Annotated in this window: 22 protein-coding genes; 4 read left to right on the top strand and 18 right to left on the bottom strand. The window is 69.0% G+C overall.

All coding sequences use genetic code 11. The features are described from left to right. Window positions 1-4: 4 nt before the first annotated feature. Window positions 5-718: an SDR family oxidoreductase gene (gene bdcA / locus DM194_RS23000; protein ID WP_111069897.1), complete on the bottom strand. Its 714-nt coding sequence runs from the start codon at window positions 716-718 to the stop codon at window positions 5-7. Between the two features lie 139 nt (window positions 719-857). Between bdcA and DM194_RS22995 the strand changes: the two genes are divergently transcribed. Then, the gene (locus DM194_RS22995; RefSeq protein WP_246024605.1) at window positions 858-1,406 is read left to right on the top strand and encodes a TetR/AcrR family transcriptional regulator; all 549 of its coding nucleotides are present in this window, start codon (window positions 858-860) and stop codon (window positions 1,404-1,406) included. 136 nt (window positions 1,407-1,542) lie between these two features. Here DM194_RS22995 and DM194_RS22990 read toward each other — a convergent pair whose 3' ends face one another. The 4 genes from DM194_RS22990 to uxaC all read right to left on the bottom strand — a co-directional run bounded on the left by DM194_RS22990 (window position 1,543) and on the right by uxaC (window position 6,562). Continuing rightward, the gene (locus DM194_RS22990) at window positions 1,543-2,463 is read right to left on the bottom strand and encodes a sugar kinase (protein ID WP_111069895.1); all 921 of its coding nucleotides are present in this window, start codon (window positions 2,461-2,463) and stop codon (window positions 1,543-1,545) included. Between the two features lie 53 nt (window positions 2,464-2,516). Then, entirely contained in the window at window positions 2,517-3,521 is a 1,005-nt protein-coding gene (locus DM194_RS22985; RefSeq protein WP_111069894.1) for a DMT family transporter, read from the bottom strand. Window positions 3,522-3,564: 43 nt separating this feature from the next. Next, window positions 3,565-5,100, bottom strand: a complete 1,536-nt coding sequence (locus DM194_RS22980; RefSeq protein WP_111069893.1) for a UxaA family hydrolase — start codon at window positions 5,098-5,100, stop codon at window positions 3,565-3,567. Window positions 5,101-5,161: 61 nt separating this feature from the next. Further along, window positions 5,162-6,562 (bottom strand): glucuronate isomerase, encoded by a 1,401-nt coding sequence (gene uxaC / locus DM194_RS22975; protein ID WP_111069892.1) that lies wholly within the window; start codon window positions 6,560-6,562, stop codon window positions 5,162-5,164. Window positions 6,563-6,879: 317 nt separating this feature from the next. On the opposite strand from uxaC, the gene DM194_RS22970 reads away from it, so the two are divergent. Further along, window positions 6,880-7,650, top strand: a complete 771-nt coding sequence (locus DM194_RS22970) for a GntR family transcriptional regulator (RefSeq protein WP_425457326.1) — start codon at window positions 6,880-6,882, stop codon at window positions 7,648-7,650. A 58-nt stretch (window positions 7,651-7,708) separates the two neighbouring features. Here the strand turns inward: DM194_RS22970 and DM194_RS22965 are convergent, their stop codons facing one another. The 3 genes from DM194_RS22965 to kduI form a co-directional block, all read right to left on the bottom strand. After that, a complete protein-coding gene (locus DM194_RS22965; RefSeq protein WP_111069891.1) occupies window positions 7,709-8,086 on the bottom strand; it encodes a cupin domain-containing protein in 378 nt (125 codons plus the stop codon). Window positions 8,087-8,158: 72 nt separating this feature from the next. Next, window positions 8,159-8,932, bottom strand: a complete 774-nt coding sequence (gene kduD, locus DM194_RS22960; protein ID WP_111070280.1) for a 2-dehydro-3-deoxy-D-gluconate 5-dehydrogenase KduD — start codon at window positions 8,930-8,932, stop codon at window positions 8,159-8,161. A gap of 26 nt (window positions 8,933-8,958) precedes the next feature. Next, entirely contained in the window at window positions 8,959-9,795 is an 837-nt protein-coding gene (kduI, locus tag DM194_RS22955) for a 5-dehydro-4-deoxy-D-glucuronate isomerase (protein WP_111070279.1), read from the bottom strand. Between the two features lie 281 nt (window positions 9,796-10,076). On the opposite strand from kduI, the gene DM194_RS22950 reads away from it, so the two are divergent. Beyond that, window positions 10,077-10,523: a methylglyoxal synthase gene (locus DM194_RS22950; RefSeq protein WP_111069890.1), complete on the top strand. Its 447-nt coding sequence runs from the start codon at window positions 10,077-10,079 to the stop codon at window positions 10,521-10,523. Between the two features lie 22 nt (window positions 10,524-10,545). Here DM194_RS22950 and DM194_RS22945 read toward each other — a convergent pair whose 3' ends face one another. The 5 genes from DM194_RS22945 to DM194_RS22925 all read right to left on the bottom strand — a co-directional run bounded on the left by DM194_RS22945 (window position 10,546) and on the right by DM194_RS22925 (window position 15,336). After that, entirely contained in the window at window positions 10,546-11,301 is a 756-nt protein-coding gene (locus DM194_RS22945) for a GntR family transcriptional regulator (protein ID WP_111070278.1), read from the bottom strand. A 171-nt stretch (window positions 11,302-11,472) separates the two neighbouring features. Continuing rightward, complete coding sequence (locus DM194_RS22940; protein WP_111069889.1) at window positions 11,473-12,489, bottom strand: ABC transporter substrate-binding protein; 1,017 nt, start codon at window positions 12,487-12,489, stop codon at window positions 11,473-11,475. Window positions 12,490-12,540: 51 nt separating this feature from the next. Next, entirely contained in the window at window positions 12,541-13,671 is a 1,131-nt protein-coding gene (locus DM194_RS22935) for an ABC transporter permease (protein WP_111069888.1), read from the bottom strand. Then, window positions 13,668-14,540, bottom strand: coding sequence for an ABC transporter permease (locus tag DM194_RS22930; RefSeq protein ID WP_111069887.1), 873 nt, complete (start codon window positions 14,538-14,540; stop codon window positions 13,668-13,670). The genes DM194_RS22935 and DM194_RS22930 overlap by 4 nt, the downstream gene beginning before the upstream one ends. After that, window positions 14,530-15,336 carry an ABC transporter ATP-binding protein gene (locus DM194_RS22925; RefSeq protein ID WP_425457328.1) on the bottom strand — a complete coding sequence of 269 codons (807 nt, stop codon included), beginning with the start codon at window positions 15,334-15,336 and terminating at the stop codon, window positions 14,530-14,532. Before DM194_RS22925 ends, DM194_RS22930 begins: the two co-directional genes overlap by 11 nt. 383 nt (window positions 15,337-15,719) lie before the next feature. On the opposite strand from DM194_RS22925, the gene DM194_RS22920 reads away from it, so the two are divergent. Then, complete coding sequence (locus DM194_RS22920) at window positions 15,720-16,382, top strand: MarC family protein (protein ID WP_111069885.1); 663 nt, start codon at window positions 15,720-15,722, stop codon at window positions 16,380-16,382. Between the two features lie 149 nt (window positions 16,383-16,531). On the opposite strand, the gene paaK is transcribed toward DM194_RS22920, so the two are convergent. The 5 genes from paaK to paaG form a co-directional block, all read right to left on the bottom strand. Beyond that, entirely contained in the window at window positions 16,532-17,854 is a 1,323-nt protein-coding gene (gene paaK / locus DM194_RS22915) for a phenylacetate--CoA ligase PaaK (RefSeq protein WP_111069884.1), read from the bottom strand. A 60-nt stretch (window positions 17,855-17,914) separates the two neighbouring features. Beyond that, a complete protein-coding gene (pcaF, locus tag DM194_RS22910) occupies window positions 17,915-19,123 on the bottom strand; it encodes a 3-oxoadipyl-CoA thiolase (protein WP_111069883.1) in 1,209 nt (402 codons plus the stop codon). 68 nt (window positions 19,124-19,191) lie between these two features. Continuing rightward, window positions 19,192-19,650 (bottom strand): hydroxyphenylacetyl-CoA thioesterase PaaI, encoded by a 459-nt coding sequence (gene paaI, locus DM194_RS22905; RefSeq protein ID WP_111069882.1) that lies wholly within the window; start codon window positions 19,648-19,650, stop codon window positions 19,192-19,194. Beyond that, the gene (gene paaH / locus DM194_RS22900) at window positions 19,643-21,160 is read right to left on the bottom strand and encodes a 3-hydroxyacyl-CoA dehydrogenase PaaH (RefSeq protein WP_111069881.1); all 1,518 of its coding nucleotides are present in this window, start codon (window positions 21,158-21,160) and stop codon (window positions 19,643-19,645) included. Before paaH ends, paaI begins: the two co-directional genes overlap by 8 nt. Continuing rightward, on the bottom strand, window positions 21,160-21,957 hold the full coding sequence (gene paaG, locus DM194_RS22895) for a 2-(1,2-epoxy-1,2-dihydrophenyl)acetyl-CoA isomerase PaaG (protein ID WP_111069880.1): 798 nt from the start codon (window positions 21,955-21,957) through the stop codon (window positions 21,160-21,162). The genes paaH and paaG overlap by 1 nt, the downstream gene beginning before the upstream one ends. Window positions 21,958-21,961 lie beyond the last annotated feature (4 nt).

Raw genomic sequence — 21,961 nt, 5'->3', positions numbered from 1 at the left:
GCCGTTAGGCGCCGAAGCCGCCGTCGATGGTCTGGAACGAGCCGGTGATCATCGCCGCATGCGGACCGGCGACATAGGCGGTCAGTTCGGCGACCTCGTCGGCATGGATGTAGCGCTTGATCGCCATGAATTCGCGCATGGCCGGCGCCATCGGGCCGTCGGCCGGATTCATGTCGCTGTCGGTCGGGCCGGGCTGGATGGCGTTCACGGTGATGCCGCGGTGGCCGAAATCGCGGGCAAGGCCGCGCACCATGCTCTGCATCGCCGACTTGGTCATGCCGTAGGCGGCACCGCCGGCGAAGGGCATGCGGTCGCCGTTGACCGAACCGATGACGATGATGCGGCCCCCGTCATTCATGCGCCGGGCCGCTTCGACCGACGCGTGGTAGGGCGCGCGGACATTGATGTCGATCATCCGGTCGACGGTATCGGGATCGAAGGTCAGCGGATCGCCGATGACTCCCGTGCCGGCATTGACGACCAGCACATCCAGCGCGCCGCGATCGGCCACCGTGGCGATCAGGGCATCGCGGTCGGCGCTGTCGGTTTGGATTGCTTCCGCGCCCGTCTCGGCGGCGAGGGCGTCGGCGGCATCCTTGGACGCCGCGTAGGTGAAGGCGACTTCGGCGCCGGCCTTGGCGAAGCGGCGGACGATGGCCTTGCCGATGCCGCGGCTGCCGCCGAGGACCAGAACCTTGCGGCCGGTGAACTCACCCATGATGTGCTCCTTGAGAAAATGTAGTGAGCGCTATATAAATTCAGACAGGGGGTTTGCGCAAGGAGAAAATATAGTGGTCGCTACAGAATCGTCTTCTAAGGAAACATCGGGGGCACGCGGGCGGCGGCGGTCCTTCGATGTGGACGAGGCGGTCGAAACCGCGATGAAGCTGTTCCATGCGCGCGGCTACGACGCCGTGGGCGTGGCGGAGCTGGGGGCGGAGCTCGGGATCAAGCCGCCGAGCTTCTATGCGGCCTTCGGCAGCAAGGCCGGGCTGTTCGAGCGGGCTCTTCAGCGCTATGCGGCGGGGGAGGCGAACATCTTCGCCCGTGCGCGGGAAGGCGGCGGCGGCGTTGCCGAGGTGATCGGGCGCACGCTGCTGCTGGCGGCGCGGCTCTATCCGGAGCGCAACGGCGTGGCCGGCTGCCTCGTGCTCGACGGCGCGCGCAACAGCGCCGATCCGGAGGCCTGCGCGTTGGCCGAGGCGCTGAAGAAGGCCGCCGTATCGGAACTCCGCGACTTCATCGCCGGAGAGGCGCCGGACCGGGCCGGCGAGTTGGCCGACTTCGTGGTGATCGCGATGAAGGGGATGTCGGCGGCGGCGCGCGACGGCGCGGACGAGGCGGCGCTCACCGTCTTCGCGGAGATGGCGGCCAACGCCTTCCGCCGCGAACTGGCGGCGGTATAAGGGCCGCGACTGCGGCCCCGCAGGCCCATGCCTGCGAAGGCAAGCGGCCGGACGGCCGCCGTTTGAGGGCGGGCATAAAGCCTGATGTGTCGGGCTTTATGCCCGATGATATGACTGCAAAGGCCCGGACCGGCGGTCAGGCCGGCATGGCCTCGCGCGGGATGATGGCGCCGCGGTGCTGGATGACGGCGGCGGCCAGCTTGTGGGCGGCGCGGGCGGCGTCGGCCGGGCCTTCGCCGCGCAGGCGGGCGGCGAGATAGCCGGCGCTGAAGCTGTCGCCGGCCGCCGTGGTGTCGACCACCGTGGCGACCTTCTGCGCCGGAACCTCGATGGCCCTGCCGTTCTCGATCACCACGCAGCCGGGCTGTTCCAGCTTCAGGACGATCTCGGCGACGCCGGCGTTGCGGACGCGGGCCAGAACGGCGTCGGCATCGGCGTCGCCATAGAGGTCGCGCAGGTCGGTGACGCCGGGCAGCGCGATGTCGGTCAGCCGCAGCATGCGGTCGAAGGCGACGCGGGCGGTTTCGATGTCCGGCCACAGGCGCGGGCGCCAGTTGGTGTCGAAGGCGATTTTGCCGCCGCGCGCCCGCACCCGGTGCAGCAGCTCGAACAGCCGCTCGCGCCCCTCTTCGCCCAGGATGGCGATGCTGATGCCGGAAAGATAGACGATGCCGTAGCCCTCCAGCGCCTTGGAAAGCTCCGGCGTCTGGGGCAGGGCGAACAACTCGCGCGCCGGGGCCTTGTCACGCCAGTAGAGGAAGCGGCGCTCGCCGCCGGCATCCGTCTCGATCAGGTAGAGGCCGGGCAGGCGGTTCGGCACCCGCAGGACATGGGACGTGCCGACACCCTCCGCCGCCCAGGCGGCGACCATGCCGTCGCTGATGCTGTCGTCGCCCAGCGCGGTGACATAATCGACCGGCGCGCCCAGCCGCGCCAGATAGACCGCGGTGTTCAGCGTGTCGCCGCCGAACCCCATGGTCAGCGACCCGTCCGGCCGGCGGAACATCTCGATCATGCATTCGCCGAGAGCGGCGACGCGGTTGGCGGTGTCGGTCATGCTTCTTCTCCACAAGCCGGGGATCGCCCCGGCAAATCCTTTGTCATCCTTGGTCATGCAGCCGCGGCGCGGCGCTGCCGCGCCCGCATCCGTTCGCGGTGCGCGGTGTAGAGGCCGCTGGCGATGATCACGCCCGTGCCGACGAAGGTCCAATGGTCGGGCACCGCGCCGAAGACGAGGAAACCCAGCGCCGTGGACCAGATCAGCTGGACATAGGTGAAGGGCGCCAGCACCGATGCCTCGCCCTGGCGGTAGGCCAGGATCAGCAGCCATTGCGACAGGGTGTAGACCAGCCCGATGAAGGCGCCGAGCAGCATCTCCCACGGCGTCGGCCATGCCGCGTTCAGGGGAAGCAGCGCCGTCAGCACGATCAGGCCGGTGAGCGCGCTCCACACCATGGTGGTCAGCGGGTTTTCCTGCACCGTCATCTTGCGCGTCGCGACCAGGCCCAAAGCCCAGCTGAAGGCGGTCAGGATCGGCAGGAGCGAGGCGGCCTGGAACCCCTCCGCCCCCGGCCGGATGACGATGACGACGCCGGCCAGCCCGACCATCAGCGCCGCCCAGCGGCGGATGCCGACCGTCTCCTTCAGCAGCAGGATCGACAGCGCGGTGACGAAGACGGGAGAGACGAAGCTGATCGCCGCGGCCTCCGCCAAAGGCAGATGCTGCATCGCCATGATGAAGAACAGCGCCGAGCCCAGCATCCCCATGCCCCGCAGGATCTGCAGCCCCGGTCGCGTCGTCCTGAAGACCCGCAGCGAACCGCCGCGCAGCGCCAGCGGCATCACCAGCGCGGTGAAGACGACATAGCGCATCCAGGCGATCTCGGCCGGCGGCAGGGTTTGGGCGAGATATTTCGCCGTGGCGTCGGAGCAGGACAGGCAGGCCACCGCCAGCACCACCAGCAGGATCGCCCGCATCGGCTCCGTGCCCTTGGATCCCGATGCGGCCGGCGGATTGACCGTCGGCTGGATCGGGGTCTGCGGCGCGTTCACCGGTTCGGGACCGGCTTCGGCATCGGTGCGGGGGTCGGTGTGGCGAATGGAACTGTCTGGCATGGCGCCGGCTCGTCATCGGTCATGGTCAAGGGGGGCGGACCCCTTACATAACCGCTCCCATCTGCCAAGGTGCGAATTCATCGGCGCCGACGCCGAGTTCCTCGCTCTTGGTCTTGCGGCCCGAGGCGGTGTCGAGAACCAGCTGGAAGATCGCGCGGCCGACCTCCTCGATCGAGGCGTCGCCGGTGGCGATGGCGCCGCAATCGATGTCCATGTCGTCCGGCATCCTGCGGAACAGCTCGCTGTTGGTCGCCAGCTTCAGGCTGGGCGTCGGCTTGCAGCCGAAGACGGAGCCGCGGCCGGTGGTGAAGCACAGCACGGTGGCGCCGCCCGCCACCTGTCCCGTCGCCGACACCGGGTCGTAGCCGGGGGTGTCCATGAAGACGAAGCCCTTGCCGGTGATCGGCTCGGCATAGCGGTAGACGGCGGTCATCGGGGTGGTGCCGCCCTTGGCGACCGCGCCCAGCGACTTTTCCAGGATGGTGGTCAGGCCGCCCTTCTTGTTGCCGGGCGACGGGTTGTTGTTCATCTCGCCGCCGGCGCGGCTGGTGTAGTCCTCCCACCAGCCGATGCGCTCGACCAGCGCCTCGCCCACCTCGCGGCGGATGGCGCGGCGGGTCAGCAGATGCTCGGCGCCATAGACCTCCGGCGTCTCGCTCAGCACGGCGGTGCCGCCGTTGCGGACCAGCAGGTCGACGGCATGGCCCAGCGCCGGGTTGGCGGTGATGCCGGAATAACCGTCGGAGCCGCCGCATTGCAGCGCCAGCGTCAGGTGGCTGGCCGGCAGGGCCCGGCGGGTGACGTCGTTGACCTCGGGCAGCAGCGCCTCGATCCGGCGGATGCCTTCGCGGGCGGCGGCGGCGGTGCCGCCCATGTCCTGGATGCCGATGGGGATGACGCGGGATCCCGCTTCCAGGCCGGTGGCCTCCATCAGCGTGTCGATCTGGTTCACCTCGCAGCCGAGGCCGAGCAGGATCACCGCGGCGAAGTTCGGGTGGCGGGCGTAGCCGGCGATGGTCCGGCGCAGCGTGTCCATCACCTCGCCGCTGCCGGCCATGCCGCAGCCGTAGCCGTGGGTCAGCGCGACGACGCCGTCGATGTTGGGGTAGGCGGCCAGGGCGGAGCCGCGGAAATGGTCGGCGATCATCCGCGCCGCGGTGGCGGAGCAGTTCACCGAGGTCAGCACACCGATGTAGTTGCGGGTGGCGACGCGGCCATCCGGGCGCAGGATGCCCTGGAAGGCGGCGCGCTCGGCCTCCGGGATCGGCTCGACCGGCTGGACGTCGGCGCCGAAGGCGTAATCGCGCGCGAAGTCGCTGCCCATGCCCATGTTGTGGACGTGGACGTGGTCGCCCGGCCAGATCGCCGCGGTGGCGAAGCCGATGACCTGATTGTACTTGCGCACCGGTTCGCCCGGCGCGATGGCGCGCACCGCGACCTTGTGCCCGGCCGGCACCGGCCCGCTGGTCGCGACGCCCGACACCTCATCGGGGCCGGGCAGAACGGTGCCGGGCTCCAGGTCGGCGCCGGCGACGACGACGTTGTCGGCGGGGTGCAGGCGGATGGTCGGCGATGCCATGGGGCGATGTCCTCGGGGCGCGATGATCCCTCTCCCCCAGGGAGGAGAGGGAGGGAGGCCGTTACAGCTTGTAGGCGTTCTTGGCGAGGCGGTAGGCGAGATCGACCGCCAGCTCCGCCGCCTCGTCCTCTTCCAGCCGGTGTTCGGCGACCAGCCGGGCGAGGAAGCTGCAGTCGACGCGGCGCGACACGTCGTGGCGGGCCGGGATCGAGCAGAAGGCGCGGGTGTCGTCGTTGAAGCCCACCGTGTTGTAGAAGCCGGCGGTCTCCGTGATCATCTCGCGGTAGCGGCGCATCCCCTCGGGGCTGTCGTGGAACCACCAGGCGGGGCCGACGCGCAGCGCCGGGTAATGCCCGGCGAGCGGGGCCAATTCGCGCGCATAGCTGTCCTCGTCCAGGGTGAACAGGATGATGGTCAGGTCGCGCTCGTTGCCGAAGCGGTCGAGCAGCGGCTTCAGCGCCCGCACATACTCGGTGCCGCTGGGGATGTCGGCGCCCTTGTCGCGGCCGAAACGCTCGAACAAGAGGCTGTTGTGGTTGCGGAAGGAGCCGGGGTGGATCTGCATGACCAGACCGTCCTCCAGGCTCATCCGCGCCATTTCCGTCAGCATCTGGGCGCGGAACAGCTCGGCCTCCCCGGCGGTCGCGCCGCCGCGGCGGACGATGTCGAACAGCGTCTCGGCCTCCGCGCGCGGCAGATCGGCGGTCGCCGCCGTCGGGTGGCCGTGGTCGGTCGAGGTGGCGCCGAAGCTCTTGAAATACCGGCGGCGGTCGGCGAGCGCGGCGAGATAGCCGTCCCAGGTCGCTGTGTCCTTGCCGGTGATGCGGGCCAACTCGGCGAGGTTCTCGCGGAAGCCCTCGAATTCGGGATCGACGACGGGGTCGGGGCGGAAGGCGGTGATGACCCGGCCCTTCCAGCCGCTCTCGCGGATCGCCTTGTGGTGCTCCAGCGTGTCGAGCGGCGATTCGGTGGTCGCCAGCACTTCCAGGTTGAAGCGTTCGAACAGGGCGCGCGGGCGGAATTCCGGCTTGCGCAGGCACTCTTCGATCTGGTCGTAGATGCGGTCGGCGCTGGCGGCGCTCAGACGCTCGGTGACGCCGAACACCGTCTCGAAGGCATGGGTCAGCCACATCGCTGTCGGCGTGCCGCGGAACAGGTGCCAGTTGGCGGCCAGAAGGCGCCAGATGGCACGCGAGTCGGACGAGGTTTCCCCGCCGTCCTTGCGCGGCACGCCCAGCTGCTCCAGCGGAATTCCCTGGCTGTAGAGCATGCGGAAAGCATAGTGGTCGGGCTTGACGAACAGGCTCGCCGGGTCGGGGAACGCCTCGTTCTTCGCGAACCAGGACGGGTCGGTGTGGCCGTGCGGGCTGATGATCGGCAGGGCGCTGACTTCGCCGTAGAGGCGCCGCGCGATGTCGCGCTGCGTCGGGTCGCTCGGGAACAGACGGTCGGGGTGAAGCATCGGAAGCCTCTGCGCTGCAAGTGGGTGACAAAAGCAGGGTTGGGAGAAGGCAGGGTCCGTGCGGGGACCGTCCCTACCGGCCGATTGTACAATATTAATATATCAGATATGATTGCAAGTCCAATCATGCTCCCTGCCAACTTCTCGGTTCTCAATGGCCTGCACCCCCCGTTGCGCCCGGAGCGGGAAGGCCGTTGCTGACGCTGGCGACGGGTTTGACCTTGGTGAAGCGGGGCGGGTAGATTGCAGGAAACGAGGAACGTCCCACGGGCGGAAGTCCGCCGCCCGGTTACACGCCTGCCGGAATGGAGTGATCGGTGAAGAAGGTCGCGACGACAGACGATGAAGGCGGCCTGGCCTCTGCAACCGCCGGGCGCGCCGCGGCTCCGGCAGCGACGGTCCGCCCGCCGCGCCGCGCCGCGACGGTGGCGTCGCGCATCTACCGCGACCTGCGGGCGGAGATCGTCTCGCTGAAGCGCAAGCCCGGCGATGCCATCGCTGAAAAGCAGATCGCCGAGATTTACGGCGTCAGCCGCACGCCGGTTCGCGAAGCGGTGCTGAAGCTGGCCGACGAGGGGCTGATCGAGATCTTCCCGCAATCCGGCACCTTCGTGGCGCGCATTCCGCTGGACGGCCTGCCGGAAGCCTTCGCCATCCGCAAGGCGCTGGAAGAGGCGACGGTGCGCTATGCCGCGGCGCGTGCGACGCGCAGCCAGATCGCGGCGCTGCGGGCCAATCTCGAGTTGCAGAAGGAAATGCAGGAGGCCGCCGATTTCCACGGCTTCCATCAGGCCGACGAGGCGTTCCACGCGCTGGTCGCGGAGATCGCCGGCTATCCCGGATTCTGGACGCTGATCCAGCAGACCAAGGTGCAGATCGACCGCTACCGCCTGCTGACCCTGCCGGTGCTCGGCCGCGTCGCCGAGGTGATCGCCGAGCACACCGCCATCGTCGATGCCATCGCGGTCAACGATCCCGCCGCCGCGGCCAAGGCGCTGGACGAGCATCTGGACGACCTGCAGATCTCGGTCGCCGACATCCGCCGCGACTATCCGCGCTACTTCACCGCACCCGGCGATCTCGCCTGATCCGAGGCAGGGTTCCGGGGAGAAGGGGAGCGCGGCGGTCCCCTTCTCCGGGTGCCGGTCAAGACTGCGTGGCGTCGGCCGCGGCGGCGTAGGCCACCGGCCCGTCCAGGAAATCCTCGCGGATCGGTGTGAAGATGTCGAGCAGCACGCCCGGCTCCACCGCCACCACGCCATGCAGCACGTTGGACGGCACCATATAGCCGTCGCCGGTGTTCAGCCGCCGGGTGCGGCCGTCGATGGTGACGTCGAACGCCCCCTTCTCCACCACGGCGCACTGGACATGCGGGTGGCGGTGCTGCGCGCCGATGGCGCCGGCCTCGAACTCCACCCGCACCATCATCATGGCGTCGTTGTAGCCGAGGATCTTGCGCCGCACCCCATCGCCCAGATCCTGCCACGGAATGTCGCCCGCGGTCACGAACACGTCGGTGGACATCGGTCTTCCTCCATCTTCCCCTGGGATCCCGCCGCCGCCCCGGACAGAGGGGACGGCGGGTGTCGGTTCACGTCAGCGCGCCAGCCAGCCGCCGTCGACCGGCAGGGTGATGCCGTGGACATAATCGGAGGCGTCGGAGGCCAGGAACACCGCAGGGCCGCCCATGTCGGACGGCACGCTCCAGCGCCCGGCCGGGATGCGGCCGAGGATCTCGGCGTTCCGCTTCTCGTCGGCGCGCAGGGCCGTCGTGTTGTTGGTCTCGACATAGCCCGGCGCGATGGCGTTCACGTTGATGCCCTTGCCCGCCCATTCGCAGGCCAGGAGCTTCGTGATGCCGGCGATGCCGCTCTTGGATGCCGTGTAGGACGGCACCCGGATGCCGCCCTGGAAGGACAGCATCGAGGCGATGTTGATGATCTTGCCCTTGGCGTCCTCGCCCGCGGCCCGGCGCGCGAAGACATGGCGGCCGAACGCCTGGCAGAGGAAGAACACCGACTTGATGTTGACGTTCATCACCTCGTCCCAGTCGGCTTCGGTGAAGTCGATGGAATCGGCGCGCCGGATGATGCCGGCATTGTTGACCAGGATATCGACATGGCCCAGCCCGGCGACGGCCTCCTCCATGATGCGGGGAACCGGTTCGATGCTGGTGAAGTCGGCGGCGATGGAGACGAAGCGGCGGCCGGCGCGCTCCACCATCTGTTGCGTCTCCACCGGCGCGGTGCGGCCGGCCACCGCAACGTCGGCGCCGGCCTCGGCCAGCGCCACGGCGATGGCCTGCCCGATGCCGGTGTTGGCGCCGGTGACCAGCGCCGACCGGCCGGTCAGATCGAAGGATTTGGTCATGGATCCGGTCATGGTTTCGTCGGGCCTCAGCGCAGGCGGTCCATGGGGACGAAATCCATGTCGGTGAAGTCCTGGTTGTCGCCGGCCATCGCCCAGATGAAGGTGTAGTTGCGGGTGCCGACGCCGGAATGGATCGACCAGGGCGGGGAGATCACCGCCTGCTCGTTGGCGACGACGATGTGGCGGGTCTGATCCGGCTCGCCCATCAGGTGGAAGACGCGGGCGTCCTCCGGCAGGTCGAAGTAGAAATAGACCTCGCAGCGCCGGCCATGGGTGTGGCACGGCATCGAGTTCCACATGTTGTTCGGATTCAGCACGGTCATGCCCATGACCAGCTGAGCGGTGCGCACCACGTCCGGGTGGATCATCTGGTAGATGGTGCGCTCGTTCGACTGGGCCGGGTCGCCCAGAGGCATGGCCTTGGCCTGTCCGATGGAGATCTTCATCGTCTCGAACCGCGCATGGGCCGGCGTGCTGTTCAGGTAGAACTTGGCCGGTTCGCGGCGGTCCAGGCTTTCGAAGGTGACGTCCTTGCTGCCCATCGTGACATAGAGCGCGTCGCGCGTCGCCAGTTCGAACACCGCGCCGTCGACGGTGACGCGGCCGGGGCCGCCGACATTGATCACGCCCAGTTCGCGGCGGTCGAGGAAGTTGGGCGAGCCGATCTCCTTGGACGACACCAGCTTGACCGGGCCGGCGACCGGCATGGCGCCGCCGACGACGAAGCGGTCGATGTGGCTGTAGGTGAAGACGGTCTCGTCCGCCTCGAACAGGGTCGGAACCAGGAAGTGGTCGCGCAGCGTCTCGGTATCGAAGTTGCGCGCCGCATCGGGGTGGGAGGCGTGGCGGACGGAGATTTTCATGGCGAACGGATCCTTCGAATTCGGGATGGCCGGCGAGGTCGGCAAGTCTGTCCCGATGATACTAATATACTAGTAGAACGGGCAAGGGCTAATGATGGAAATCCGGACATTTCAAAGGGCGGAGAATCGGCGGCAGAGGCGCGGGAATCCCGTGCCGGCGCGGCCGGGCGGGGTGCCCGCGTTGCGCCTGCGAGCAATCTGATATATCAGTAGTGATGCCGCCGAGCCTAAGTTCCGCCTTGTGCTCGATGATACGAGGCATTCCCCCGGAGACCGGATCCATGACCGCCCAGCAGCCCCGCAAGCGCATCGCCCTCGTCGCCCATGACGCCCGCAAGGCGGATCTCATCGCCTGGATCGGCGCCAACATCGCGGCGCTGGACGGCCACGCCTATTGGGCGACCGGCACCACCGGCCAGAAGGTGCGTACCGCCCATCCCAATCTGGACGTGACCCCGCTGAAGAGCGGTCCGCTCGGCGGCGACCAGCAGATCGGCGCCATGATCGCGGAGGGGCGGATCGACATGCTGGTCTTCTTCGTCGATCCGATGACCGCCCAGCCGCACGACGTCGACGTGAAGGCGCTGACCCGCCTCGCCACGCTGTACAACATCCCGATGGCCTGCAACGAGGCGACCGCGGACATGATCGTGTCCTCGCCGCATTTCGCCGGCGGCTACGTCCCGCGCGCGGCGAGCTTCACCGATTACGAGACGCGGAAGGTGTGAGGGCGGCTGGGCGCCGCCGGCGTCAGTCGGTGAAATATTGCGGATTGATCCGCTGGACGTCGGCGATGCCCAGCTGAAGGTCGGTCAGGTGGCGGCGCAGCTCGGCGACGGCGCGGTCCGGGTCGCGGGCGGCGATCGCCTCGACGACGGCGCCGTGTTCGGCAAGGGCCTTCTCCATCCGGCCGGCCACCGGCAGCGTCAGGTGGCGGTAGCGGTCGACCTGCCGCTTCACCTGCTGGGTCAGCGTCCAGAAGCCGGGATAGCCGGATATCTCCGCCAGAAGCGCGTGGAAATCCTCGTCGGCATCGTGGAAGCCGTCGAAATTGCCGGTCTCCTGCATTTCCCGCTGCAGTTCCAGGTTGGCGCGCAGGCGGGCCACCTGGCTGCCGGTCGCCTGTTCGGCGGCATAGCGCACCGTCGCCTCCTCCAGCGCGCGGCGGATGGCGATGGCCTCGGGCAAGGCGCTCAAGGGAATGCGGGCGACGAAGGTGCCGGATTGCGGGAACACCTCCACCAGCCCTTCGTCGGCCAGCTTCAGCATCGCCTCGCGCACCGGCGTGCGGCTGACGCCATAGCTGTCCGCCACCTCCTTTTCGATCAGCGGTTCACCCGGCTTGCGGTGCAGGGAAACGATTTCGTCGCGCAGGTCGCGGTAGATCGCGCCCGACACGGTGCCGCCGCGATGGGCCGGCCGGGCCCTGGCGCTGGCGGGCCGGCGGCGGCGGCGCGCCGTTGCCGTCGCATCCGCCGGATTCATATCGCCCGCGTTGGAGTCCATGTTCGATCCGTTCATGTCAGCGGCGTGACGCCGTGCTTACTAATATATCTCTTGCGCTCCCCATGCGGAAAGTCTTTTGCCGGAAGAAATGCAATTTTGTCTTGTGCGGGCAAGGGCTTGGGGGAGGGATCGTCCGCGACGCCCGCTCCCCCAGGGCCCGTGACGCTCCCCTTACAGCTTGGCCGCCGCGTCGAACACCGCGTGGCTGTAGGCGCCCTCCGGCTTCCTGGAGATCACCGGCGCAGAGGCGCCCGACATCAGGATGTCCACCGTGCGGTTGAAGTCGGCCGTGTCGAGATAGCCGGTGCCCTTGGCGCCGCCGTCGATCAGCTTGGCGACCTCCTGCATCATGGTGGTCTGGTGTTCCTCGGTCTGGGCGCCGGTGGTGTCGTTCTCCAGCACGATCTTCACCGCCTCCTCCTGGTTCTTGGCGGCATATTCCCAGCCCTTGGCCGAGGCCTTCACGAACTTCGCCAGCTTTTCCACCGTCCTGGGATCGGACAGCGCCTTTTCCGTGGCGTAGAGGCCGTCCTCCAGCGTCGCGACGCCCTGGTCCTGGTACTTGAAGACGGTCAGCTCGTCCGCCTTAATGCCGGCTTCGATCAGCTGCCAGTATTCATTGTAGGTCATGGTGGAGATGCAGGCCGCCTGCTTCTGCAGCAGCGGGTCGACGTTGAAACCCTGCTTCAGCACCTTCACGTCGGGGTTGGAGCCGGAGGTGGAATAGCCCAGCTTGCTCATCCAGGACAGGAACGGATATTCGTTGCCGGAGAACCAGACGCCCAGCGTCTTGCCCTTGAAGTCCTTCGGATCCTTGATGTTGGCGTCCTTGCGGCAGGTCAGCATCATGCCCGACTTCTGGAACATCTGGGCGATGTTGACCAGCGGAACGCCCTTTTCGCGGCTGGCGAGCGCCGACGGCATCCAATCGACGATCACGTCGGCGCCGCCGGCGGCGATGACCTGGGTCGGATTGATGTCGGGACCGCCGGCCTTGATGGTGACGTCCAGCCCGGCGTCCTTGTAGAAGCCCTTGGCCGCCGCGACGTAATAGCCGGCGAACTGGGCCTGGGTTACCCATTTCAGTTGCAGCGTCAGCGGATCGGCGGCGGCGGCCGGCGTTCCCCAGCCGGCGAGGCCGGTGAGCGCGGTGGCGGCGAGCAGGACGGCGGAGGCAAGGGTCTTCATCGCGTTCGATCCTCTTCTGGCTGGAGTCTGGATTGGCTTGAAGCAAGGCGTTCAGCGTTTGCGCAAAGACGGGTGCCAGGCGGTGACGCGCCGCTCCGCCAGCGCCAATGCGCCGTAAAGCAGCGATCCGGTAAGCGCGGCGACGGCGATCGTCGCCCACACGACATCCAGATTCATCCGGGCGACCTGGGTGGAGATGCGGAAGCCCATCCCCACCACCGGCGTCCCGAAGAACTCGGCGACGATGGCTCCGATCAAAGCCAAGGTGGAGTTGATCTTCAGTCCGTTGAACAAAAAGGGCAAGGCGCAGGGAAGCCGCAGCATCGCCAGCGTCCGCCAATAGCCGGCGCCGTAGGACCGCATCAGGTCGAGCTGGATGCGCTCGGCGCTCCGCAGCCCGGCCAGCGTGTTGATCAGCATGGGGAAGAAGGTCATCACCACGATGACGGCGGCCTTGGACTGCCAGTCGAAGCCGAACCACATCACCATGATCGGCGCGATGCCCACCACCGGCACGGCGCTGGCGAGATTGCCGAGCGGCAGCAGCCCGCGTGCCAGGAAGGGCACCCGGTCGGCCAGGATCGCCACGAGGAAGCCGGCGCCGCAGCCGATCAGATAGCCGCGCAGGACGGAGATCAGCACCGTCTGGCGGAAATCGTCCCACAGATCGGCGGCATGGGCGGCGAAGGCGGCCAGCACCGCGCTGGGCGGCGGCAGCAGGATGGCCGGCACCTGGAAACCGCGGGTCAGGATCTCCCACAGCATCACCAGCGCCAATCCGAACAGGGCCGGACCGGCCAGCCGCGCCGGACCGCTCACCTCCGCCAGCAGTGCCAGCACCCGCCACAGCAGCAGGGTAGCGCCGGCCACATAGACCCACAGCCCGCCGGCCTGGGCGACGCCATGGCCCTGGTTCAGCAGAACCAGCGGCGCGGCATAGGCGGCGGCGACGCCGGCCAGCAGCAGCAAAGCCTCTCCCAAAGCGGAGCCGGGCAGGCGGCGCGCGAGGATGGCGGCAACGGTCACCGCGAACAGGATCGATGCGGCCGGCAACTGCGCCACGAACAGGGCGCCGCCATCCCGGACGGCGAAGGGCAGCAGCGGGGCGGCCAGCATGACGAGCGGCCAGGGCGCCATATCGGGGCGGGCCGTATTGGGGCGGCTGTTGGTGGAAGGGCTCATCGCGCGCCTCCCCGGCCGCCCGGCAGCAGCGCCCGCTCGGCCAGCCCGACCGCGCCGACCAGCGTGACGCTCAGCAGCGCGGCCATCACCAGCGCGCTCCAGATCTGCACGGTCTGGCCGTAATAGGAGCCGGACAGCAGCCGGGCGCCCAAGCCCGCCTGCCCGCCGGTCGGCAGCTCCGCGACGATGGCGCCGACGACGCTGGCGGCGACCGCGATCTTCAGGCTGGTGAACAGGTAGGGCAGGGAGGCCGGCAGGCGCAGCAGGCGGAAGGTCTGGGCCGTCCCGGCGCTGTAGGTCCGCATCAGGTCCAGCGTCAGCGGATCGGCGGAGCGCAGTCCCTTGACCATGCCGATGGTGATCGGGAAGAAGCACAGATACATGGCGATGATCGCCTTGGGCAGCAGGCCGGTGAAGCCGATGTTGCCGAGGATCACCACGATCATCGGCGCGATGGCCAGGATCGGCACGGTCTGGGAGGCGATGACCCAGGGCAGCAGGCTCGATTCCAGCGTGCGCGCCTGGACGATCCCCGCCGCCAGCGCCACGCCCAGCACCACCCCCATGCCGAAGCCGGCCAGCGCCGCCCCGGCGGTGACGCCGGTGTGGTAGAGCAGATTGCGGATGCTGGTCACCGGATGGCCGGTCAGGGAGTTGTAGAGGTCGAGCGCCACCTGGTCCGGCGTCGGCAGGATCGGCCGCTTCATCGCCAGCGTGGCGCGGATCAGGTCGGCGGCGGTCCAGCTTTGGCCGGCGCGGTTCAGCGCATCCGCCGCCATCGGCGCGTTCAGCCAGACGGCCCCCGAATACCACAGCACCAGCACCGCCAGCGCCATGACCGCCACCGGCAAGGAGCCCTTAGTCGTCATAGCTGTGGCCCTCCATCAGCCCTTCGCGGACGCGGTGGGCGATGCGCTGGAATTCCGGGCTTTCGCGGATGTCCAGCCTGCGCTCGCGCGGCAGGTCGCAGTCGATGACGTCGAGGATGCGGCCGGGCCGCGGGCTCATCACCACGATGCGGGTGGAGAGGAACACCGCCTCGGCGATGGAATGGGTGACGAAGATGCAGGTCTTGCGGGTGCTGAGCCACAGGCGGGTGAGCTGCAAATTCAGGTGGTCGCGGGTGATCTCGTCGAGCGCGCCGAACGGCTCGTCCATCAAGAGCAGGTCGGGATTGAAGGCGAGAGCGCGGGCGATGGACACCCGCTGCTGCATGCCGCCCGACAGCTGCCAGGGGAATTTGCGCTCGAATCCCGCCAGGCCGACCAGTTCCAGCTGTTCGCGGGCGCGGGCTTGCCGTTCGGCCTTGGGCAGACCCATGATCTCCAGCGGCAGCGTGACGTTGCGCTCCACACTGCGCCACGGATAGAGCGCCGGGGCCTGGAAGACATAGCCATAGGCCCGCTTCAGCCGTGCCTGTTCCGGCGTCATGCCGTTGACCGTCACCTCGCCGGAGGTCGGCTGTTCCAGGTCGGCGACCACCCGCATCAGGGTCGTCTTGCCGCAGCCGCTGGGGCCGATCAGCGAGATGAAGTCGCCCTTGGAAATGGACAGGCTGACGTCGCTCAGTGCGTAGACCGGATGGTCGGCGGCCTGATAGGTCAGGGTCAGGTTGCGGATGTCGACGATGGTGCGCGGCGCCGCCTGGGTGGCAGGCGGACCCAGAGTGAGCGGTGCGGGCTGGGCGGCTGGCACGGCGTTCGTCCCTTCGCGTTGTCGTCTGTCGCGGGGGACGGGAGCAAGAAGCGAGCCAGACGGCGCGGCGGTGGGAGTGCTGGTGGCTACTGGATTGATTCGGCAGTTTTAAAACCTGTCCGTTGGGACAGGAACTGACGGGGCGGACAATGTTCGTCCGCGTGCGTTTCGTCAGGCGCGCACAATTTTCGGGCTGAGGCTGAGTGGGTGGTGAATTTTCAGGCAGGGACGGGAATGGCTCCCTTTCCTCCTAGGAGAGGGGGATTGGTGGTTGGGGAGAGGGAACCTATGTCCTTGCCAGTCCCGCCCCGTCGCCGCTAACTGTCGGGACGGCCAATGAACTCCTGGTTCCCATGCTCGACAGTTTCCTGCTCGCCTTCACCGCCCTGTTCTCCATCGTCAATCCGCTGGCGATGGCGCTGATCTTCAGCCAGGTGACGGCGGACAGCAGTCCGCGCGACCGGGCGTGGCTGGCCGGGCTGGTCAGCCTCTATTCGGCCATCGTCATGCTGACCGCGCTGTGGGCGGGCGCCTATGTGCTGAACTTCTTCGGCGTGTCGATGGCGGCGCTGCGGATCGCCGGCGGCTTCGTCGTCGCCGAACGGGCCTGGGCGCTGCTGACCGCGCCGGAACGGCACGAGGAGCGCAAGCAGGAACAGGCGGCCCCGACCGGCGATAACGACCGGCTGGCGGAATCGGCCTTCTTCCCGATGACGATTCCCTTCACCACCGGGCCGGGCACCATCGCCGTCGCCATCGCACTCGGTTCCACCCGCCCGGCGAGCGGGTCCGGCGCGCTGATGGAGTTCTTCCTGGGCATGTCGGGGGCGGCGCTGGCGATCGCCGCGCTGATCTGGCTGTCCTACCGCTCCGCCGACCGCATCGTCGCCTTTCTCGGCCCGCGGCGGGTGCGGGTGCTGACCCGGCTGTTCGCCTTCCTGCTGTTCTGCGTCGGCGTCCAGATCCTGCTGACCGGTGTTCTGGACGCCTTCCCGCTGCTGTCGCAGAAGGGCTGAGTCTTCTTATCGGGCATAAAGCCTGACATGTCGGGCTTTACGCCCGCCCTCGAACGGCGGGCGCGGCCGTCCGGCCGCTTGCCTTCGCAGGCATGGGCCTGCGGGGCCTCGGTCGCGGCCCTTACCGCCGAGCGTAAGGCTCGGCGGTATCAGCCCTTCGGACGCAGATCCTGCACGCGCTTGGCCTTGCCGATGGAGCGGGCGATGCCGCCGGGTTCGACGATCTCGACGCGGGTGCTGATGCCGATCAGCGACTTGATCGAATGCTGCAGGTGCTTGGCGTGGCCCTCCCATTCCGACGGGTGGATGTCCTCGTGCATCTCCACCCGGACGGCGAGGTTGTCCATGTGCCCGTCGCGGCTCACCACCAGCTCGTAATGGGGGGCGAGGGCGGGGATCTTGCAGATCAGCTCCTCGACCTGGGTCGGGAAGACGTTCACGCCGCGGATGATGAGCATGTCGTCGGAGCGGCCGGTGATCTTGTCCATCCGCCGCATGCCGCGGGCGGTGGGCGGCAGCAGCCGGGTCAGGTCGCGGGTGCGGTAGCGGATGACCGGCATGCCCTGCTTGGTCAGCGTGGTGAAGACCAGTTCGCCGTAGGAGCCGTCGGGCAGCACCTCGCCGGTGTCGGGGTCGATGATCTCGGGATAGAAATGGTCCTCCCAGATCACCGGGCCGTCCTTGGTCTCCACGCATTCGGACGCGACGCCCGGCCCCATCACCTCCGACAGGCCGTAGATGTCCACCGCGTGGATGTTGAAGGTGCGCTCGATCTCCTCGCGCAGCGCGCCGGTCCAGGGCTCGGCGCCGAAGATGCCGACGCGCAGGCTGGTGCCGCGCGGGTCGATGCCCTGGCGGCGCATCTCGTCGGCGATGTTCAGCATGTAGGACGGCGTGACCATGATGATGGTCGGCTTGAAGTCCCGGATCAGCTGGACCTGCTTCTCGGTCTGGCCGCCCGACATCGGCACCACGGCGCAGCCCAGCCGCTCCGCCCCGTAATGGGCGCCGAGGCCGCCGGTGAACAGGCCGTAGCCGTAGGCGATGTGGACGATGTCGTTGCGCGTGCCGCCCGCCGCGCGGATCGAGCGGGCGACGACTTCCGCCCACACGTCGATGTCGCCCTTGGTGTAGCCGACCACCGTCGGCCGCCCGGTGGTGCCGCTGGAGGCATGGACGCGCACGATGTCCTCCATCGGCACGGCGAACATGCCGTAGGGGTAGGCGCGGCGCAGGTCGTCCTTCACGGTGAAGGGGAACAGCGCCAGATCCTTCAGTTCCTTGAAGTCGTCGGGATGGACGCCCTTCGCCTCGCACTTGGCGCGGAAGGATTCGACGTTGGCGTAGGAATGACGGAGCGACCATGCCAGCCGCTCCGTCTGCATCGCCGTGATCTCGTCGCGGCTGGCGAACTCGTAGCGGTCCATGCCGGCCTTGGTCTGGTTCACGCCGCTGTCGGTCATGATGGACATGGTGCGCTTCTCCCCTTCGTAACGATGCCCGGCGCTTGGCGGCCGGTTGCCGGTTTTCGTTCAGACCCGCTCCACCATCATGGCGATGCCCTGGCCGACGCCGATGCACATGGTGCAGAGCGCGCGGGCCGCCTTGCGGTCCTCCAGCTCCATCACCGCGCTGGCGACCAGACGGGTGCCGCTGGCGCCCAGCGGATGGCCCAGCGCGATGGCGCCGCCATTCGGGTTCACATGCTCGGCATCGTCGGGCAGGCCCAGCATCCGCAGCACGGCGAGGCCCTGGGCGGCGAAGGCCTCGTTCAGCTCGATCACGTCGACGTCGCCGATGGTCAGGCCGAGGCGGGCCAGCAGCTTCTGCGTCGCCGGGGCCGGACCGATGCCCATCACGCGCGGGGGGACGCCGGCCACGGCGGTGCCGAGGATGCGGGCGCGCGGGGTCAGGCCATAACGCTTCACCGCATCGGCCGAAGCCACGATCACCGCGGCGGCGCCGTCATTGACGCCGGACGCGTTGCCGGCGGTCACGCTGCCGCCCTCCTTGCGGAAGGGGGTGGAGAGCTTGGCCAGCGCCTCCAGCGTGGTGTCGGGGCGCGGATGCTCGTCGGCGGCGACCACCGTCGGCTCGCCCTTGCGGCGGGGGATGCGGACCGGGACGATCTCGCGGGCGAGGCGCCCGGACTCCTGGGCGCGGCCGGCGCGCTGCTGGCTGCGGACGGCGAAGGCGTCCTGGTCGGCGCGGGAGACGGCGTAGTCGGCGGCGACGTTCTCCGCCGTCTCCGGCATGCTGTCGACGCCGAACCTCGCCTTCATCAGCGGATTGACGAAGCGCCAGCCGATGGTGGTGTCGAAGATCTCCGCCTGCCGGGAGAAGGCGCTGTCGGACTTGCCCATGACGAAGGGGGCGCGGGTCATGCTCTCCACCCCGCCGGCGACGATCAGCTCGGCCTCGCCGGACCTGATGGCGCGGGCGGCCATGCCGATGCTGTCCATGCCGGAGCCGCAGAGGCGGTTGACCGTGGTGCCCGGCACCGTCTCGGGCAATCCGGCCAGCAGCGCGGCCATGCGGGCGACGTTGCGGTTGTCCTCGCCGGCCTGGTTGGCGCAGCCGAGGATCACGTCGTCGACGGCGGACCATTCGATGCCGGGATTGCGCTCCATCAGGGCCTTCAGCGGCACCGCGGCGAGGTCGTCCGGGCGCACCGGGGCCAGCCCGCCGCCGTAACGGCCGAAGGGTGTGCGGACGGCATCGCAGATGTAGGCTTCACGCATGGTTCGCTCCAGAAACAAACAAATGGGGATCGTGGGCGTGGCTGCCAGGGGCGGTCACGTTTCCCGGATCACTCGACCGGGATCACGGTCCCCGAGATGCGCGCCGACTGGCCGCGGAACAGGCCGACGACCGTGCCATCCTGGTTGGTGACGGTGACGTCGTAGACGCCGGAGCGGCCCCGCTTGTGGACCTCCCGGCACTCGGCGGTCAGCACGTCGCCCAGCTTCGCCGGAGCCGGGAAGGTGATGGAGCAGCCCGCCGCCACCGTCACCTCGTTCGCCGCGTTGCAGGCATAGGCGAAGGCGGTGTCGGCCAGCGTGAAGGTCATGCCGCCATGGCCGATGTCGTGGCCGTTCACCATGTCCTTGCGCACGGTCATCGTCATGCGGGCATAGCCGGGGGCGATCTCCAGCAGCTCGATGCCATGGGCCTGGGCGCAATGGTCGCGCTCGTACATGCCGCGTCCGACCGCTTCGGCCAATTTCTGAAGATCGGCGGATTGGGGGTCGGTGTGGATCTCAGCCATGGAAGCGGTTTCCTCCGGAAATCTTGCGGCGCAGAAGCGCCGAGGCGCGGTAGCGGTCCTCGCCATAGGTGCGGGCCAGGGCGTCGAGCACGCCCAGGACATGGGGCAGGCCAACGCGGTCGGCCCAGGCCAGCGGACCCAGCGGGTAGTTCACGCCCTTGGTCATCGCGGTGTCGATGTCGGCGGCGCTGGCCACCCCCTGCATCGCCGCGTCCGCCGCCTCGCTGGCGAGCATGGCGACGGTGCGCATCACCACCAGACCGGGGGCGTCGTCGATCACCGACACCGACTTGCCCAGCGCCTGGAACAGCCCGACGGCGGCGGCGAGCGCCTCGGACGGCGTGCCGTCGGCGGGGGCCAGCGCCACGCGGGCGGCCTTGGCATAGTCGAGCGCGAGGTCGAACAGCACCAGCGGGGCGATGCCCTCCTCGGCCCCGCGGGCGGTGGCGGTGCGGCCGTCGGTCAGGGCCAGCGTGACGCCGTCCACCAGCAGCACGCCGTTGCCGGCGGTCTCCTCCACCGGGATGCCGGCCTCGCGCAGCAGCCCGGTCAGAGCCGCGGCGGGGCCGAGGCCGCCCTGCACGGTCACGCGCCGCGGCCTGGCGGCGGGTTCGGCGCTGCGCGGCACCGGCTTGGCGGCGCCGGGGGCGTGGTCGTAGAAGCCCCGGCCGGTCTTGCGGCCGAGGCGCCCGGCCTCGACCAGTTCCTGCTGGATGAGCGAGGGCTGGAAGCGCGGGTCGCCGAAATAGGCGGCGTGGACCGAGCGGGTGACGGCGAAGTTCACGTCATGGCCGATCAGGTCCATCAATTCGAACGGCCCCATGCGGAAGCCGCCGGCCTCGCGCATCACGGCGTCGATGGTGGCGGGATCGGCCGCCTGTTCCTGCACCAGCCGCAGCCCTTCGGCGTAGAAGGGGCGGGCGACGCGGTTGACGATGAAGCCGGGGGTCGAGCGGCAGCGCACCGGGCTCTTGCCCCAGGCCTTCGCGGTGTCGGACAGCGTGTCGAGCACCGATGCATCGGTGGCGAGCCCGCTGACGATCTCCACCAGAGCCATCAGCGGCGCCGGGTTGAAGAAATGCAGGCCCGCCAGCCGTTCCGGCCGCCGCACCCCGGCGCCGATGGCGGTGACGGACAGCGACGAGGTGTTGGTGGCGAGGATGGCGTCCTCGCCGACGATGTCCTCCAGCTCGGCGAACAGGCGGCGCTTGACGTCGGGATCCTCGACGATGGCCTCCACCACCAGTCCGGCGGGGGCGAGGTCGGACAGACCGTCGACGGCGCGCAAGCGGGCCACGGTGGCGTCGCGCTCCGCCGCCGTGCGCTTGCCCTTTTCGACCAGGGCGGTCAGGGCCTTGGCGATGGACGCGACGGCGGCCTGGGCGGCGCCGGGGCGGGTATCGACCAGCAGGACCGGGTGGCCGGCCTGGGCCGCGACCTGGGCGATGCCCTGGCCCATGGCGCCGGCCCCGACCACCGCGACGGTGACGGAGGGATCGAGCGCCGCCATCACCGCCCCTCGAACTTCGGCGCGCGTTTCTCGACGAAGGCGGCGACGCCCTCGCGGTAATCCTGCGTGCGACCGGCCTCGCGCTGGAGGTCGCGCTCCAGGTCGAGCTGGGTGTCGAGATCGTTGGCGGAGGAGGCGTTGAGCGCCTGTTTGATGAGGGCGAGGCCGCGCGTCGGCTGGGTGGCGAGCTGGCGGGCGAGCGCGCCGGCCTCCGCCATCAGCTTGTCGTCGTCCACCGCCTTCCAGATCATGCCCCAGGCTTCCGCCTGCTCGGCCGAAACCTTGTCGCCCAGCATGGCGAGGCCCATGGCGCGGGCTTGGCCGACCAGACGCGGCAGGGTCCAGGTGCCGCCGCTGTCGGGGATCAGCCCGATCTTGCAGAAGGCCTGGATGAAGCTGGCGGAGCGCGCCGCCAGCACGATGTCGCAGGCCAGCGCGATGTTGGCGCCCGCCCCGGCGGCGACGCCGTTGACGGCGCAGACCACCGGCATCGGCAGGGCGCGCAAGGACCGGACCAGCGGGTTGTAGTTTGTCTCGATCGACACGCCGAGGTCGGGGCCCTGGGCGCCCGGCGCGACGGCGCGGTCGGACAGATCCTGCCCGGCGCAGAAGCCGCGCCCGGCGCCGGTCAGCAGCAGGCAGCGCACGGCCTTGTCGTCGCGCACCTCGCGGACGGCCTCGCGCAGCTCCTCGTGCATGGCCGCGGTGAAGCTGTTCAGCCGGTCGGGCCGGTTCAGCGTGATCGTGGCGACGCCGTCGGCGATGTCGAGGAGGATGGTCTTTTCAGTGGTCCCCATTTTC

The sequence above is a fragment of the Azospirillum ramasamyi genome, from assembly GCF_003233655.1.
Classification (GTDB): Bacteria; Pseudomonadota; Alphaproteobacteria; order Azospirillales; family Azospirillaceae; genus Azospirillum; species Azospirillum ramasamyi.
This window is presented reverse-complemented; position numbering and strand designations above follow the sequence as displayed.

What these genes read in the sequence shown, in the direction of transcription:
- bdcA (WP_111069897.1), bottom strand. Translation starts at nt 718, where the DNA reads ATGGGTGAGTTCACCGGCCGCAAGGTTCTGGTCCTCGGCGGCAGCCGC.
- DM194_RS22990 (WP_111069895.1), bottom strand. Translation starts at nt 2,463, where the DNA reads ATGACCGACACCGCCAACCGCGTCGCCGCTCTCGGCGAATGCATGATC.
- DM194_RS22985 (WP_111069894.1), bottom strand. Translation starts at nt 3,521, where the DNA reads ATGCCAGACAGTTCCATTCGCCACACCGACCCCCGCACCGATGCCGAA.
- DM194_RS22980 (WP_111069893.1), bottom strand. Translation starts at nt 5,100, where the DNA reads ATGGCATCGCCGACCATCCGCCTGCACCCCGCCGACAACGTCGTCGTC.
- uxaC (WP_111069892.1), bottom strand. Translation starts at nt 6,562, where the DNA reads ATGCTTCACCCCGACCGTCTGTTCCCGAGCGACCCGACGCAGCGCGAC.
- DM194_RS22965 (WP_111069891.1), bottom strand. Translation starts at nt 8,086, where the DNA reads ATGTCCACCGACGTGTTCGTGACCGCGGGCGACATTCCGTGGCAGGAT.
- kduD (WP_111070280.1), bottom strand. Translation starts at nt 8,932, where the DNA reads ATGACCAAATCCTTCGATCTGACCGGCCGGTCGGCGCTGGTCACCGGC.
- kduI (WP_111070279.1), bottom strand. Translation starts at nt 9,795, where the DNA reads ATGAAAATCTCCGTCCGCCACGCCTCCCACCCCGATGCGGCGCGCAAC.
- DM194_RS22950 (WP_111069890.1), top strand. Translation starts at nt 10,077, where the DNA reads ATGACCGCCCAGCAGCCCCGCAAGCGCATCGCCCTCGTCGCCCATGAC.
- DM194_RS22945 (WP_111070278.1), bottom strand. Translation starts at nt 11,301, where the DNA reads ATGGACTCCAACGCGGGCGATATGAATCCGGCGGATGCGACGGCAACG.
- DM194_RS22940 (WP_111069889.1), bottom strand. Translation starts at nt 12,489, where the DNA reads ATGAAGACCCTTGCCTCCGCCGTCCTGCTCGCCGCCACCGCGCTCACC.
- DM194_RS22935 (WP_111069888.1), bottom strand. Translation starts at nt 13,671, where the DNA reads ATGAGCCCTTCCACCAACAGCCGCCCCAATACGGCCCGCCCCGATATG.
- DM194_RS22930 (WP_111069887.1), bottom strand. Translation starts at nt 14,540, where the DNA reads ATGACGACTAAGGGCTCCTTGCCGGTGGCGGTCATGGCGCTGGCGGTG.
- DM194_RS22920 (WP_111069885.1), top strand. Translation starts at nt 15,720, where the DNA reads ATGCTCGACAGTTTCCTGCTCGCCTTCACCGCCCTGTTCTCCATCGTC.
- paaK (WP_111069884.1), bottom strand. Translation starts at nt 17,854, where the DNA reads ATGTCCATCATGACCGACAGCGGCGTGAACCAGACCAAGGCCGGCATG.
- pcaF (WP_111069883.1), bottom strand. Translation starts at nt 19,123, where the DNA reads ATGCGTGAAGCCTACATCTGCGATGCCGTCCGCACACCCTTCGGCCGT.
- paaI (WP_111069882.1), bottom strand. Translation starts at nt 19,650, where the DNA reads ATGGCTGAGATCCACACCGACCCCCAATCCGCCGATCTTCAGAAATTG.
- paaH (WP_111069881.1), bottom strand. Translation starts at nt 21,160, where the DNA reads ATGGCGGCGCTCGATCCCTCCGTCACCGTCGCGGTGGTCGGGGCCGGC.
- paaG (WP_111069880.1), bottom strand. Translation starts at nt 21,957, where the DNA reads ATGGGGACCACTGAAAAGACCATCCTCCTCGACATCGCCGACGGCGTC.